Source organism: Ruegeria sp. AG7 (assembly GCF_056541545.1).
The window spans coordinates 128675-142574 of record NZ_JBQFYP010000010.1; the positions used below are offsets into that span (position 1 = coordinate 128675).

12 protein-coding genes and 1 pseudogene are annotated in these 13900 nt (G+C 54.3%); 9 read left to right on the plus strand and 4 right to left on the minus strand.

The window, feature by feature from the left end; genetic code table 11:
* Positions 1–6: 6 nt before the first annotated feature.
* From ACR0BF_RS14320 to ACR0BF_RS14330, 3 genes are read right to left on the minus strand one after another with little or no spacing between them, the layout of a single operon-like run.
* Entirely contained in the window at positions 7–2220 is a 2214-nt protein-coding gene (locus tag ACR0BF_RS14320; protein ID WP_480625160.1) for an ABC transporter permease, read from the minus strand.
* The gene (locus ACR0BF_RS14325; protein ID WP_480519958.1) at positions 2221–3246 is read right to left on the minus strand and encodes an ABC transporter substrate-binding protein; all 1026 of its coding nucleotides are present in this window, start codon (positions 3244–3246) and stop codon (positions 2221–2223) included.
* A gap of 59 nt (positions 3247–3305) precedes the next feature.
* Positions 3306–3770: an NUDIX hydrolase gene (locus tag ACR0BF_RS14330; protein ID WP_480605752.1), complete on the minus strand. Its 465-nt coding sequence runs from the start codon at positions 3768–3770 to the stop codon at positions 3306–3308.
* Positions 3771–3994: 224 nt separating this feature from the next.
* On the opposite strand from ACR0BF_RS14330, the gene ACR0BF_RS14335 reads away from it, so the two are divergent.
* The 6 genes from ACR0BF_RS14335 to ACR0BF_RS14360 all read left to right on the plus strand — a co-directional run bounded on the left by ACR0BF_RS14335 (position 3995) and on the right by ACR0BF_RS14360 (position 9224).
* A complete protein-coding gene (locus tag ACR0BF_RS14335; protein ID WP_480625161.1) occupies positions 3995–4804 on the plus strand; it encodes a DeoR/GlpR family DNA-binding transcription regulator in 810 nt (269 codons plus the stop codon).
* Between the two features lie 61 nt (positions 4805–4865).
* Entirely contained in the window at positions 4866–5840 is a 975-nt protein-coding gene (gene phnD / locus ACR0BF_RS14340) for a phosphate/phosphite/phosphonate ABC transporter substrate-binding protein (RefSeq protein ID WP_480625162.1), read from the plus strand.
* Between the two features lie 60 nt (positions 5841–5900).
* The gene (gene phnC, locus ACR0BF_RS14345; RefSeq protein ID WP_480477268.1) at positions 5901–6695 is read left to right on the plus strand and encodes a phosphonate ABC transporter ATP-binding protein; all 795 of its coding nucleotides are present in this window, start codon (positions 5901–5903) and stop codon (positions 6693–6695) included.
* Complete coding sequence (gene phnE, locus ACR0BF_RS14350) at positions 6692–7507, plus strand: phosphonate ABC transporter, permease protein PhnE (RefSeq protein WP_480477270.1); 816 nt, start codon at positions 6692–6694, stop codon at positions 7505–7507. The genes phnC and phnE (ACR0BF_RS14350) overlap by 4 nt, the downstream gene beginning before the upstream one ends.
* Positions 7507–8322: a phosphonate ABC transporter, permease protein PhnE gene (gene phnE / locus ACR0BF_RS14355; protein WP_480625163.1), complete on the plus strand. Its 816-nt coding sequence runs from the start codon at positions 7507–7509 to the stop codon at positions 8320–8322. Before phnE (ACR0BF_RS14350) ends, phnE (ACR0BF_RS14355) begins: the two co-directional genes overlap by 1 nt.
* Positions 8319–9224 (plus strand): HAD-IIA family hydrolase, encoded by a 906-nt coding sequence (locus ACR0BF_RS14360; protein WP_480625164.1) that lies wholly within the window; start codon positions 8319–8321, stop codon positions 9222–9224. Before phnE (ACR0BF_RS14355) ends, ACR0BF_RS14360 begins: the two co-directional genes overlap by 4 nt.
* A gap of 239 nt (positions 9225–9463) precedes the next feature.
* On the opposite strand, the gene ACR0BF_RS14365 is transcribed toward ACR0BF_RS14360, so the two are convergent.
* Positions 9464–9916 (minus strand): Lrp/AsnC family transcriptional regulator, encoded by a 453-nt coding sequence (locus tag ACR0BF_RS14365; protein ID WP_209507088.1) that lies wholly within the window; start codon positions 9914–9916, stop codon positions 9464–9466.
* Positions 9917–10032: 116 nt separating this feature from the next.
* Between ACR0BF_RS14365 and ACR0BF_RS14370 the strand changes: the two genes are divergently transcribed.
* From ACR0BF_RS14370 to ACR0BF_RS14380, 3 genes and pseudogenes are all read left to right on the plus strand, one after another.
* Positions 10033–11232, plus strand: a complete 1200-nt coding sequence (locus ACR0BF_RS14370; RefSeq protein ID WP_480494130.1) for a methionine gamma-lyase — start codon at positions 10033–10035, stop codon at positions 11230–11232.
* A gap of 15 nt (positions 11233–11247) precedes the next feature.
* Positions 11248–13620, plus strand: a complete 2373-nt coding sequence (locus ACR0BF_RS14375; protein WP_480625165.1) for a 1-deoxy-D-xylulose-5-phosphate synthase N-terminal domain-containing protein — start codon at positions 11248–11250, stop codon at positions 13618–13620.
* 148 nt (positions 13621–13768) lie between these two features.
* Positions 13769–13900 (plus strand): annotated as a pseudogene (locus ACR0BF_RS14380) (IS5 family transposase); the annotation flags it as partial.

Sequence of the window (13900 nt, forward strand, 5' to 3'; positions counted from 1 at the left end):
AATCTCCTAAACATTGGTGCGTGACTGCGTCATTCGACGCCCGATCTGAGTGCGACCAACGATCAGCTGCATCAACGCAACAACTGCCAGCATCACGAAGATAAGCGTCGTCGAATACGCAATGGCTAGACCATAGTCGTTATTCTCGACCCGCCCGATAATATAGCTGGTTGCCATGTCGTATTCGGCACTGACCAGAAAGATCACAGCCGAGATCGCCGTCATCGCACGGACAAAACTGTAAACAAGTGCGGCCAGTATCGCGGGGCGTAACAGCGGTAAAATGATACGACGGAACGTCTGCCACGAGTTTGCACCAAGGGTCAGCGAGGATTCATCGAGACTGCGGTCAAGTTGCGACATGCTGGCGATGCCCGCACGGACCCCAACCGGCATGTTGCGGAATATGAAGCTGATAACAAGTATAACGCCTGTGCCGGTTATTTCGATCGGCGGAACGTTGAAGGCAAGAATATAGCTGACACCAATCACCGTACCGGGGATAGCAAAGGACAGCATGGTTCCAAACTCGAAAGCGTTCTTTCCTGCAAAGCTCTGCCGGGTCAACAGGTAAGCCGTTACCAGCCCAACCGCCGCCGTCAGAGGTGCAGCAATTGCCGCAATGGTTATGGTGGTCCAGAAGCTGTCCCACGCGGCGCCGGTCCAACGAATGCCCTCTTCTTCAAATCGAACAGAGAATGCAGTGACGTAGTGCTTGAAGGTCAGGGAGTTATTGACACCCCAAAGCTCGACCACACTGCCGTAGATGATCATTGCATAGACAATGATCGTGAACACCGCCCAGCCTAGGGCGAATACCAGCACGGGAACAGAAAGGCCTGTCGGCATCAAAGGGTGCACGCCTGCGTCGCCTTTGCCTGTCACGGTTGTATAGCTTTTCTTACCCAGCCAAACACGCTGTGCGTAAAAGGCCGAAAGGGTGAAAAACAGCAATACCATGGCCAGAACGGCGGCACGTCCTTGGTCGTATTGCGCCCCTACGATGGCAAAGAAAATCTCGGTCGATAGAACGTCGAAATTCCCACCCAGAACAAGTGGGTTTCCGAAGTCGGCCATACTTTCGATGAAGCCCAAAAGAAATGCATTGGCAAGTCCGGGGCGCATCAGGGGCAGGGACACTGTCCTGAACGTTTGCCACCTGCTGGCGCGGAGAGTCTGTGCCGCTTCCTCCATAGATGGCGAGACGCCTTCCACCACGCCGATTAGAACGAGGAATGCAATGGGTGTGAACGCAAGGGCCTGTGCGATGAATATGCCTGGCATTCCGTACAGCCAGCGCGTTGGCTGCGTGCCGAACAGATCGGCGACGAACCGTGTGACTGAGCCTGACAGGCCAAAAAGCAGGATCAGCGCGAGCCCAATCACAAATGGCGGGGTGATGATCGGAAGAACAGTCAAAGCCCGCAGCATGCGCTTGTAGCGGAAACCCGAGCGGGTCACGACCAGTGCAAAGCACAAACCCAGGGCAGTCGTGACGAAGCCAACCAGGATGGCAAGAAACAGCGAGTTCCATGCCGCGCCGCACCTGGCACCATAAAAACACCCCAACCCCCAAAGCCGGCCATCAAAGAACTTTGAGAAGAAGACAGCAATCGAATATGCGCCATCTTCAGTGACGAAAGCAGCGAACAGCATCTTGGCGATCGGAAAAAAGACAAAGACGGTGACGATAGTAATCACACCGCCAATCGCACTGACAACAAAGACGTCACCGTTGATGGCACCTCTTGCCGCAATGCCTTGGGTCAACAGGAACAGAAAGCTTGATGCGCAAATCATTGCACCATAGCCCATGCCGAACTGGCGATCGCCAAGTTCACCAAAATAGGCTGCCAACCAATTGAAATTGAAACCCCTGATGCCAATCCCAAAGCCCTGTGCAATCAACCAGCCGAAGCCGAGTGCACCGGAAAGGATCAGAACACGGGCATAGAGCGGGTCAGATTTCGCTCGTTTCAACACCAGAAGGGGTAAGGTCAGGGCGATCAACAGCGGGGCAAGCCAAAGCTTCTCACCCTGTGCGATCAGGAATGCAGCGGGGGCATAATCTTCGTCAAACGGGTAGCCGTCAAAAAGCCATTCGAATGACCACAGGCCGCCGTCGACCATATACCACGGCAGCAGGCAAAACCCGACCCACCCGGCGATGACCCAAAAGATCAGAACCGGGCGGGTCTTTTTTGAAGTCTGGTCAGTCATTTACTGCGGCAGAACCGAAACCTCTTCGTCCCATTTCTGCAACAGACGTTTCCGTTCGTCTGAGGAACCATACTTTTTGAAGTCATAGTCAATCAGCTTGATCTGGCTCATGTCAGGCGCGCTTTCCGATGTTTCCGCGCTCTTGTTCGATGGCACCTGAAACGCGCTGACCTGAAGAGCAAGGTTCTGCGCCTCGGGCGACAGTGCCCAGTCATAGAACTTCTTAGCCTCTTCCTCGTTGCGGGCGCCTTCAATTATGGACATCGAGCCAATTTCGTATCCCGTACCCTCGCACGGCGCGACGACCTTGATCGGGAAACCCGATACGGCCTGCTTTACCGCATCATGCATGAAGACGATGCCAATCGTGTTCTCGCCACGACCAGCTGCTTTGATTGGTGCCGATCCGGATTTGGTATACTGGTTGATATTCGAATGCAGGCCTTTCATGAACTCAAAACCTTCATCCTCGCCAAAGATCTGCACCATCGAGGCCAGCGTCGTATAGGCCGTACCAGACGAGTTCGGGTTGGCCATCTGAACGTGGCCCTTGTATTCAGGCTTTAGCAGGTCTTTCCAACAGGCGGGTTCAGGCAGGTTGTTGGCCGCCAGCAGGTCTGCGTTATAGCCATACCCAAGTGCGCCGGAATAGATACCTATCGTTCTGTTTCCGGCACTCTCGGCCTGGGAAATCGCCCAATCATGAAGCTGGTCGCGCATTGGCGACATGTATTCCATTGTCAGGCCCTCTTCAGCGGCCTGCAAATGCGGGTCACCCGTGCCGCCCCACCACACGTCTCCTTTCGGGTTTGAGCTTTCGGCACGGATTTGAGCAAAAGTTTCACCTGACGACTTACGCGTCATGTTGACGTCGATGCCCGTCGCATCTTCGAAGCTACGCGCCATGAGTTGGCACCAGTCTTCCTGCGCGGAGCAATAGAGTGTCAGCTTGTCTGCCTGCGCTGCCGACACAGACGCGGCTATTGCAATCAGCGACCCGACGGCCGTGGATGTAAGTTTTTTCATCATCATTCCTCCCTTTGGTTATTTTGCGCCCAGTATTTTTTGTTTTGTCAGGCGCTTTCTCATCCAGCTTTTCGAAGATTGTTAATGACAGACTGGGCGTTCTGATTGCCCGTCAGATTTTTCAGAATACTTGAGAGATCTCTTTCTTCCACCAGCTTTGCCGCTTTCCCTGGTGAAAACCAGTGACGTGTCCGTTCGTCCCGTTCTTTCCAACGCCGTTTCAGTTTTTCAACGACCATGGGATAGAGGGTTACGCGGCAACGAACGCTATTCGCGCCCTCAAAGCGTTTGTCATAGAAAAAATGACCAACTGGCTGTTTCGAGATTGCCCCGACTGCACCTGCTTCTTCCAGTGCTTCAATTTCGGCGGCATGCCAGGGTTTCTTTCCTTCCATCAACCAACCTTTTGGGATGACCCACCGTCCTGTATCGCGCGAAGTCACCATCAGAACACGCAGCTTTCCATCCCTGTCCCAGCGCATCGGAAGTGCTGCAATCTGGTCTGTTATGTTGCCGTCGCTCATGCTGCCCTCAATGACACGGTATCAAAAGCGCACCCAGAATAACCTTCAGCCGTTAATGGTGGTCCTTGGGTTTTCACTTTGAAACTGTTCAATTCACACATTCTTGCCTTGCGCTTTAGACTCTTCCGAATTGTCACAACCTACTGAGGGTTATGCAACAAAAATTATTGCATTATGCCCGAAATCCCACAAAGGTGGGGCTTGAAACCTGATTGGGTTGTTGGATGTCCAAAACGAAAATACGTGCCAAAACGATTGAAAAGGGTCGGGGTAGGGTAAAGAAATCCGACCGGCGCCAGCAAATACTGCTGGAGTTGAAGCTTCGCCCGCACGTTCGCATCAATGAGTTGGCCCAGCGTTTCAACGTCTCTAACGAGACGGTGCGCAGGGATTTCGACGCTCTGTCGAATGACGGCCTGATCGCACGCGCGCACGGAGGGGCATCTGCCCCGGCACAAGGGCATTATCCAGGTCTGGACGAGCGAGCCAACGCGCGGATTGAGGAGCGCGAACGCATAGGTATCAGCGCGGCGAGACTGGTTCGTGATGGTGAAACGGTCATGATCGATTCCGGTTCGACTACAATCGAAATGGCCCGTGCATTGGCCTATCTCGGCACTCCTTGCACAGTGATTACGAATTCAATCCCGGTGGCAATGACCCTCGGCCATGGGGCTGCCGAGGTTCTGCTTTGTCCAGGAGAATATCTGGCAACCGAATCTGCGACGATCGGAACCGAAACGCTGGAATTCCTGTCTCGGTTCAATGTCGACAGATGCATGATCGGCTCGTCGGGTTTTTCGGTTGAAGGCCCTTCAGAAACCGTGCGCGGTTTTGCGGCTGTCAAAAGAATGATGCTGACGCGCGCAGCAAATCGACATCTTTTAATCGATTCAGGAAAATTTGGCCGTAAAGGCCTGTCTCAGGTCGGAGACCTGACCAGCCTAGATTCCATAGTTTCCGACACGAAACCAACAGGAGAGTTGCTTAACGCGATCAACGGTGCCGAGGTTGATGTTCTCGTCGCCCCGTAAACACTGAAACGAATGACGAACAGCGGACTGCAAAAAGACCGCGCATGACTGGGAGGAAAACATGAAGATAGACATCAGATTATTGGTTGGGGCATCGGCAATTGCGCTCATGTCGCTTTCCGGGACAGCTTCGGCGCAAGATTGCCCGAGGGGTGATCTGGACGAGCGATTTTGCGACGTGGATGGGGATTTGATTGCGGATATCCCCACAGATCCCAACGAGTGGATTGATCCTGACACCTTGATTTTTGCATATACACCGGTTGAGGATCCGGCGGTCTACCGGGATGCTTGGGTTGAGTTCATTGACCATCTTGAAAGTGTAACTGGCAAAAATGCCCAGATATTTCCAGTTCAATCGAACGCGGCGCAAATTGAGGCTATGCGCTCTGGACGTTTGCATATTTCGGGTTTCAACACTGGATCTAACCCTTTGGCAGTGAATTGTGCCGGTTTCCGCCCATTTACAATTATGGCGTCGGAAGATGGACATTTCGGCTACGAGATGGAATTGATCACATTTCCTGGATCAGGTGTGGAGTCGGTAGAAGACATCAAGGGCGGTAAGCTTGCTTTCTCGTCACCCACGTCGAATTCGGGTTTCAAAGCGCCATCTGCTATCCTGAAGGGTGAGTATGACATGCTTGCAGATCGTGATTTTGAACCAGTCTTCTCAGGCAAGCACGACAATACTGTTCTCGGTGTGGCCAACAAGGATTATCCTGCAGGTGCTGTCGCCAATTCTGTGATGCAGCGTATGATCGCACGAGATGTTATCAGTGCTGATCAAGTTGTGTCGATCTACAAGTCTCAAACCTTCCCGACTACTGGTTTCGGCACTGTTTACAACCTTCCGCCCGAGCTTCAGGACAAGATTAAAGAGGCCTTCTTCACGTTTGATTGGGAAGGAACCGCGTTACAGGCAGAGTTCTCCAAGTCCAACGAGGCCCAGTTTATCGATATGAACTACAAGGACTTTTGGGACGTCATTCGGAAAATTGACGCGGCAAACGGCGTCTCCTATGCCTGCCAATAAGCCTTGGTCAATCCGGCGGGCCTGAATAGGCCCGCTAATCACCCTAATCGGGGGCAATTTATGCTGCGTCTTCAAAAGCTAACAAAAACCTACAAGACCGGAGATCAGGCACTGAAGGCCGTCGATCTTGAAGTTCCCAAAGGGCAGGTGCTTGCACTGATCGGACCCTCCGGCGCGGGTAAATCGACCATGATCCGCTGCATAAACCGTTTGGTTGAGCCCACAAGCGGCGGTGTTCTTCTGGACGACATGGACCTGACCAAACTCGGCTCGGGTGCGTTGCGGAAAGCACGCCGCGAAATGGGTATGATCTTTCAGGAATATGCCCTAGTCGAACGCCTCACCGTGATGGAAAACGTATTGTCCGGTCGGTTGGGGTATGTCGGTTTCTGGCGCAGCTTTCTGCGGCGGTATCCGCAGTCCGATGTGGACGAGGCTTTCCGCCTTCTGGACCGCGTGGGACTGTTGCATATGGCTGACAAACGCGCGGACGAGTTGTCGGGTGGACAACGCCAAAGGGTCGGTATCTGCCGCGCCCTGATCCAGAACCCAAAGTTGTTGCTGGTCGATGAACCGACCGCGTCGCTGGATCCGAAAACCAGTCGTCAGATCATGCGGCTGATCACCGAGCTGTGTCAGGAGCGTGGGCTGGCGGCCATTATCAACATCCATGACGTGGCACTAGCCCAGATGTTTGTTCCCCGTGTCGTAGGCCTCCGCTTTGGCGAAATCGTTTTTGATGGTCTCCCAACAGGGCTCACCCCGGAAAAGCTGACCGAGATTTACGGCGAGGAAGATTGGGAAGCGACCATCGAAAAAGTGGATGAGGATGAAGATGTCGAGGCCGCAGAATGAGCCATCGAGAACTTGACGACATGCTGGGAAAAGGTTGGCGCAAACCGGCCTTTATCAAAAACACGTTGCTGCGCAGGGCATTGATACTTGGGTTTTTCGCTTACCTGATCGCGGCTTTCATGACCATCGATGTTGATTGGGGAAGGGTCTATGAGGGACTGGACAGGGGATGGGCGTTCGTCCTTGCCTTTACCAGCCCCGATTTCATTTCACGGTGGTCAGATATCTGGGCCGGCCTTCTGGAAAGCATTGTGATGACCGTGGCCGCGTCGGTTGTTGGTATCCTGATTTCGATCCCGATTGGATTGGGGGCTGCACGTAATATCGCCCCGTTGCCAATCTACATAATTTGCCGCGGCATTGTCGCGTTAAGCCGGGCACTGCAGGAGATTATCGTTGCTATTTTGCTTGTGGCCATTTTCGGATTTGGCCCGCTGGCAGGATTTCTGACGCTGTCCTTCGCGACAATTGGATTTCTTTCCAAGCTCTTGGCTGAAGATATCGAGGCGATGGACAAAGTTCAGGCAGAGGCGATCCAGGCCTCTGGTGCAAGATGGCTGCAATGGATCAACTACGGGGTTCAGCCTCAGATCATGCCTAGGCTTGTGGGTCTTTCCATGTACCGGATCGATATCAATTTCCGGGAAAGCGCTATTCTCGGGCTGGTGGGGGCAGGCGGCATTGGCGCGACACTGAACACTGCGTTTGATCGATATGAATATGACACGGCAGCCGCCATTCTGATCCTTATCATCGGGATCGTCATGGCCCTTGAATACCTTTCGGGGATTATCCGCGCGAGGGTTCAGTAATGCCGGTTCTTGAACGCGACGATACACAAATCTGGCGCAGGCGGACGACGGGCCAAAGCCTGGTTCGCTGGTTTGGCTGGCTTCTGGGCGTAGCGATTTTTGTCTACTGTTGGCAGCTCATTTCAGAATCGACAACCTGGTTTTTTGTCTGGGACGCGCCCCGTATCGCCAACGATATATGGACCCGAGCAACGCCGCCCAAATGGGACTATATCACCAAGTTGGGTCGCCCGATCTGGGATACCCTGAACATTGCTACTCTGGGCACGATCATCGCTCTGTGCTTGGCTGTGCCGGTTGCCTTTTTGGCGGCCCGCAACACTACTCCGTCGGCGTTGTTCATCCGCCCCATTGCCTTGTTGGTCATTGTCTCGACCCGCTCAATCAACTCGCTGATCTGGGCGCTGCTATTGATCGCTATCATTGGACCGGGCGTGTTCGCAGGTGTCATAGCAATCGCCATCCGTTCAATCGGGTTCTGCGCTAAACTTCTTTACGAAGCGATTGAAGAGATTGATCACGGTCAGGTCGAGGCGATCACAGCCACCGGTGCTTCGCGGTGGCAAGTCATGGCGTATGGGATCGTTCCGCAAATCCTGCCAGCATTTGCCGGAATTGCAGTCTTTCGTTGGGATATCAACATTCGCGAGTCCACAGTGCTTGGGCTGGTTGGCGCCGGTGGCATCGGGTTGCAGCTTTCGGCCTCGCTTAACGTTCTGGCGTGGCCGCAAGTGAGCCTGATCCTAATTGTAATTCTTTTTGCGGTCATGATCAGCGAGTGGGTTTCGGCAAAAGTACGAGGAGCGATCATTTGACCGGATTCTCAGCGCAAGAGGCTTTCAAGGCTTACGAAGCCGTCCGGCACCGCCTTCCAGATATTGAACCGAACGACGTGAGCTATCGTCGTATCGAGACTCTTTCCGAAATTATGGATAAGTTTGACGTGTTTCTTCTGGATGCGTTCGGGGTTCTTAATATAGGCGACACGGCGATCCCCGAAACGCCCGAACGGATCAAGTCACTGAAGGCTGCCGGCAAACGTGTCTTGGTGGTGTCGAATGCCGCTGGGTTTCCCCACGCCACGCTGTTGGAGAAATACACCAGACTGGGATATGACTTCGCGCCGCAGGATGTGATCACCAGTCGGGCTACGTTGCTGTCCGGGCTGAATGGCCAACGTGGGCTGCATTGGGGTTTGATGGCGACACCCAGCGCAGGTCTTCGCGACTTGGAAGGTTTGAAATTAACCTATCTGGAGGATGACCCGCAGCCCTACGAATCTGTTGATGGTTTTCTGATGATCGGGTCAGCCGCCTGGACCGAAGCCCGGCAGGCGATGTTGGAGGCGGCATTGCTAAGCCGCCCCCGCCCGGTATTGGTGGGCAACCCGGATATCGTTGCCCCGCGCGAGTACGGCTTTTCCAAAGAACCAGGTCTTTTCGCACACCGTTTGGCCGACCGGACAGGTGTAGCCCCGCAATTTTATGGAAAGCCATTCGGCAATATCTATGATCTTGCTTTTCAGCGACTTGGGCCTGTCAACAAATCCCGCGTTCTGATGGTGGGTGACAGTTTGCATACTGACATTCTGGGCGCGCGTCATGCCGGAGTGGCTTCGGCACTTGTCTCGGATTTTGGATTCTTCGCCGGGCATGATGTCGAGGAAGCGATCAAACAGGCAGCGATCGTGCCGGATTTTGTTGTGACCCGACCTTGAGATTTTGAAGTAATGCGAATTGTAGGAGGAGCGTCCGGGCAGTGTTGGGTTAATTCACCTTTGATTTGCAGGAAGCTCGCGTAATGATGATTATGGTACTTTTACGGAGACGCATCCAGTCGGCGAATTTTACCTAACCGAGGTAATACTCACAGTCACGGAAACTCGAAACTGGTTCTTCCGCATCCTAACAATCTAGAACTCAATGCTAAGGGTCACTTTCGAGAACTCAAACCATCTCAGGCTGGAAACACCGCTGTTTTCTTGACTGTTCCATAAACAAAGCTGGTGTCGATCGAAGCTATCCCGCCGATCGGGTGAATTCGGTTTCGAATAAAGTCTTCGTATGCTTCGAGGTCCGATACCAATACCCGCAACTGGTAATCCATTGCGCCGGTCAGCACGTGGCATTCTAGAACTTCATCGATCATCCGAACGCGTTTTTCGAATTTCTGCACATCTGTTTCATTGTGCCGCTCAAGCCGGATGCGGACAAAGACGGTTATCGCCATCCCGTATGCAGCAGCGTCCACATCGGCACTGTATCCCTTGATGACACCGCTGGCCTCAAGGTTTTTGACCCGCCGCAAACACGGTGAAGGAGACAGATTGACCTCATCAGCAAGATCCTGGTTCGTCATACGCCCGTCCCGCTGCAACGCTCGAATGATCTGCCTGTCTTTGGCGTCCATCTTCTCTCCATTTTTTAGCATAATATGCCAATGTAGGCCCTCAACGTGGCATTATTCGCAACCCATTGCTCAAAGTAAAGGCGCAAAGTGATAGCGACTTAGATCAGGAGCCCACCGTGACCCACACAACCGGATTTGCCACTCGCGCCATTCATCATGCCTACAACCCATTTGAAAATGATGGTGCGCTGACACCGCCCCTCCACTTGACCTCAACCTTCTCCTTCGAAACCGCAGAGGCAGGCGGTGAGATGTTTGCCGGCGAGCGCGCAGGTCATATCTATAGCCGGATATCGAACCCTACTTGTGACCTTCTTGAAAAGCGTATTGCCGTGCTGGAAGGTGCCGAGGCTGGGCTCGCGCTTTCCAGCGGGATGGGCGCAATTACCGCCGTATTTTGGACCCTGTTGTCGCCAGGTGACGAAGTCATTGTCGACAAAACACTCTATGGCTGCACATTCGCTTTCATGCGCCACGGTCTGGCAAAATGGGGTGTCACTATTACCCATGTTGACATGACGGACCCTGCGAACCTGAAAGCCGCTGTTTCCGAAAAAACCCGCGTCGTCTATTTCGAAACCCCGGCTAATCCAAACATGCGCTTGGTGGATATCGCCGCCAGTTCAGAGATCGCGCATTCTGTTGGTGCGCAGGTTGTAGTCGACAATACATATGCCAGCCCCTATCTGACCCGCCCGATTGAGCACGGCGCGGATATCGTCCTGCACTCCGCCACCAAGTATCTGGGCGGGCATGGCGATGTGGTCGCGGGTCTTGTGGTCGGAACCGCCGAGCAGATTTCTGAGATTCGGCTTGTCGGCATGAAGGACATGACAGGCGCAGTGATGGCACCATTCAACGCAATGCTGATCCTGCGTGGGCTGAAGACACTGAACCTGCGACTGGATCGCCACTGTGCGTCCGCCAAGGTTGTTGCCGATTACCTTCAGGCACACCCTGCCGTCAGTGAGGTGTATTTCCCGGGGCTTGAGAGTTTTGCCCAGCACGATGTCGCACGACGCCAGATGTCGCAGCCGGGGGCCATGATCGCCTTTGAAATCAAGTCTGGCCTGTCCGGTGGCATCAAGTTCATGAACCGCCTGAACATGATCCAGCGCGCCGTGTCCTTGGGGGACGCAGAAACCCTAATCCAGCACCCGGCATCCATGACCCATTCGACGTATACTGCGGAAGAACGAGCAGAACATGGAATCAGCGATGGCCTGATCCGACTTTCCGTCGGGTTGGAAGACGTTGAAGATATCCTTGCAGATTTAGAGCAAGCTTTGCCCTACCCTGCCCGCAGTGCCGCGTGAGTCCCGGAGACCACCATGCCGTATGATCCCAACCAGTTGAAAATCGTTGAACAGCGTCTGCTGTGGCTGTCGCATTGGATGATCCACCATGCCAACCATATCCGGCCCAAGGTTGATGGGATAAAGGTCGGTGGTCATCAAGCGTCGTCTGCGTCGATGGTTTCGATCATGACTGCGCTCTACTTTTCGGCTTTACGGCCCGAAGATCGGGTTGCGGTAAAACCGCATGCGTCACCGATTTTCCACGCGATGCAGTACCTCATGGGCAACCAGACCCGCGAGAAGATGGAAAACTTTCGCGGGTTTGGTGGCGTGCAAAGCTATCCCAGCCGGACAAAGGACATCGATGATGTCGACTTCGCGACAGGTTCGGTAGGTTTGGGTGTCGCGATCACCTCGTTTGCTTCGATCATTCAGGACTACGTCAAGGCCAAAAACTGGGGGGCAGATGCCCCGATGGGGCGAATGGTGGCGCTTGTAGGCGACGCTGAACTGGATGAAGGCAACGTATACGAGGCATTGCAGGAAGGCTGGAAAAATGGCCTGCGCAACACGTGGTGGATTATCGACTACAACCGGCAGTCACTTGATGGCATCGTTCGTGAAGGGTTGTTCGAACGGATCGAGAAAATCTTTGATGCCTTCGGATGGGATGTTGTGCGCGTGAAGCACGGCGTGTTGCAGCGTGCGGCCTTCAAAGAACCTGGCGGCGATCGGCTGCGAGACTGGATTGATGCCTGCTCGAACCAGGAATACTCGGCCCTGACGTTCATGGGCGGCGAGGTTTGGCGAAAGCGCCTCATGGACGATCTTGGGGATCAGGGGGATGTGACGGCGCTGATCGAGCGGCGCACAGATGCCGAACTCGCTGCATTGATGGAAAACCTCGGCGGCAACTGCGTTGAGACCATGGCCCAAACCTTTGCTGCCATCGAACATGACCGCCCTACTTGTTTCTTGGCCTACACGATCAAGGGATGGGGTACGCCAATTGCGGGCCACAAGGACAACCACGGTGGGCTGATGAACAACAGCCAGTTCGTCGCGTGGCAAGAACACATGGGCGTGCCTGCCGGTGAGGAATGGGAGCCACTTGCGGCAGTGCAGGACCCGGAAGCGCTGAAAGACTTTCTGTCGAAAGTTTCCTTCTTTGCCAAAGGTCCGCGACGCTATTTCGATGACAAGCTGGATGTTCCATCTATTGACATCGACACAAGCCGCGAAATCTCGACCCAAATGGCTTTCGGCAAGATTTTGGATGACTTGTCGAAGGGCGACAGTCAATTGGCCGAGCGTATCCTGACGACATCCCCTGATGTCACAGGGACAACAAACCTTGGCCCCTGGGTAAACCGGCGCAAACTGTTTGCCAGATCCGAGCAAGCCGACGCTTTTATTGAACACCGTATCCCCTCGACGGCCAAATGGGAATTTACTCCTGAAGGGCAACATATCGAGCTTGGTATTGCCGAGATGAACCTCATGTTGCTTCTCGGTGCTGCGGGCCTTTCGCATTCCCTGTTCGGCAAGCGGCTTATCCCGATCGGTACTGTGTATGACCCCTTTGTCAGCCGCGGCCTCGATGCGCTCAATTATGCTTGTTATCAGGATGCGCGCTTTATGCTGGTCGGCACGCCTTCGGGCATTACGCTGGCCCCAGAAGGCGGCGCACATCAATCCATTGGCACACCGTTGATCGGGATGAGTCAGGACGGTCTGGCGGCCTTTGAGCCAGCCTTTGCCGATGAACTGGCCGTGATCATGGAATGGGCCTTTGATTATCTTCAGCGCGACGGCGAAGGGCAGCCGGACGAACGCACCTGGCTGCGTGACGAAACAGGCGGTTCGGTTTATCTGCGCTTGACGACAAACCCGATTGAACAGCCTGGCAAACGCGTGGACGATGAGTTCCGTCAAGGTGCCATTGATGGTGCATACTGGTTGCGGAGGCCGGGCCCGAATTGCGAGGTCGTAATCGCTTATCAAGGGGCCGTTGCACCCGAAGCGATCAAAGCCACTGGCGTGATGGGCGAAGGACGCAAAGACATCGGAGTGCTGGCGGTGACTTCAGCAGATCGGCTAAACGCCGGGTGGACGGCAGCGCAACGGGCGCGTTCGCGCGGCAATCAGACGGCTCGGTCCCACATCGAAACTTTGATGTCCGGTCTGCCGCGCCACTGCAAGCTGGTTACCGTGATTGACGGACACCCCGCGACATTGTCTTGGCTGGGTGCCGTACAGGGACATCAGACCATCCCATTAGGGGTCGAACATTTTGGCCAGACAGGGACAATCGGCGACCTCTATCGGCACCATAGCATTGACGCGGACTCCATCCTGGAGAAGGTGAACGGACTGACCCATGGCAAGGCTTTGCTTCGCACATGAGCGGCGGTGTTGGACGTCACAGCTAGGGCCTTACCCTCAGGGTATTTGGGCCCTTTGTGCAGGCGCGCGTTTGGGTTCGAAACGAGCGTGTTGCACAAATCGTTTCCGATGCGTAGCTGGTCCTTTGATTTGACTGCGGGATGCTGTGATGCCTTTCAAATTCAATGCGTCGCGGCGGGATAAGTTTGCGAAGGCAAAGTACCGTGTGACGAACTGGGCCGAATACAACGAGGCGCTCCGCCAGCGTGGTGACGTAACGGTCTGGTTCAGCGAAGACGCG

Excerpts from the sequence above, each read along its gene's own strand:
- ACR0BF_RS14320 (WP_480625160.1), bottom strand. The coding sequence starts at position 2,220 with ATGACTGACCAGACTTCAAAAAAGACCCGCCCGGTTCTGATCTTTTGG.
- ACR0BF_RS14325 (WP_480519958.1), bottom strand. The coding sequence starts at position 3,246 with ATGAAAAAACTTACATCCACGGCCGTCGGGTCGCTGATTGCAATAGCC.
- ACR0BF_RS14330 (WP_480605752.1), bottom strand. The coding sequence starts at position 3,770 with ATGAGCGACGGCAACATAACAGACCAGATTGCAGCACTTCCGATGCGC.
- ACR0BF_RS14335 (WP_480625161.1), top strand. The coding sequence starts at position 3,995 with ATGTCCAAAACGAAAATACGTGCCAAAACGATTGAAAAGGGTCGGGGT.
- phnD (WP_480625162.1), top strand. The coding sequence starts at position 4,866 with ATGAAGATAGACATCAGATTATTGGTTGGGGCATCGGCAATTGCGCTC.
- phnC (WP_480477268.1), top strand. The coding sequence starts at position 5,901 with ATGCTGCGTCTTCAAAAGCTAACAAAAACCTACAAGACCGGAGATCAG.
- phnE (WP_480477270.1), top strand. The coding sequence starts at position 6,692 with ATGAGCCATCGAGAACTTGACGACATGCTGGGAAAAGGTTGGCGCAAA.
- phnE (WP_480625163.1), top strand. The coding sequence starts at position 7,507 with ATGCCGGTTCTTGAACGCGACGATACACAAATCTGGCGCAGGCGGACG.
- ACR0BF_RS14365 (WP_209507088.1), bottom strand. The coding sequence starts at position 9,916 with ATGGACGCCAAAGACAGGCAGATCATTCGAGCGTTGCAGCGGGACGGG.
- ACR0BF_RS14375 (WP_480625165.1), top strand. The coding sequence starts at position 11,248 with ATGCCGTATGATCCCAACCAGTTGAAAATCGTTGAACAGCGTCTGCTG.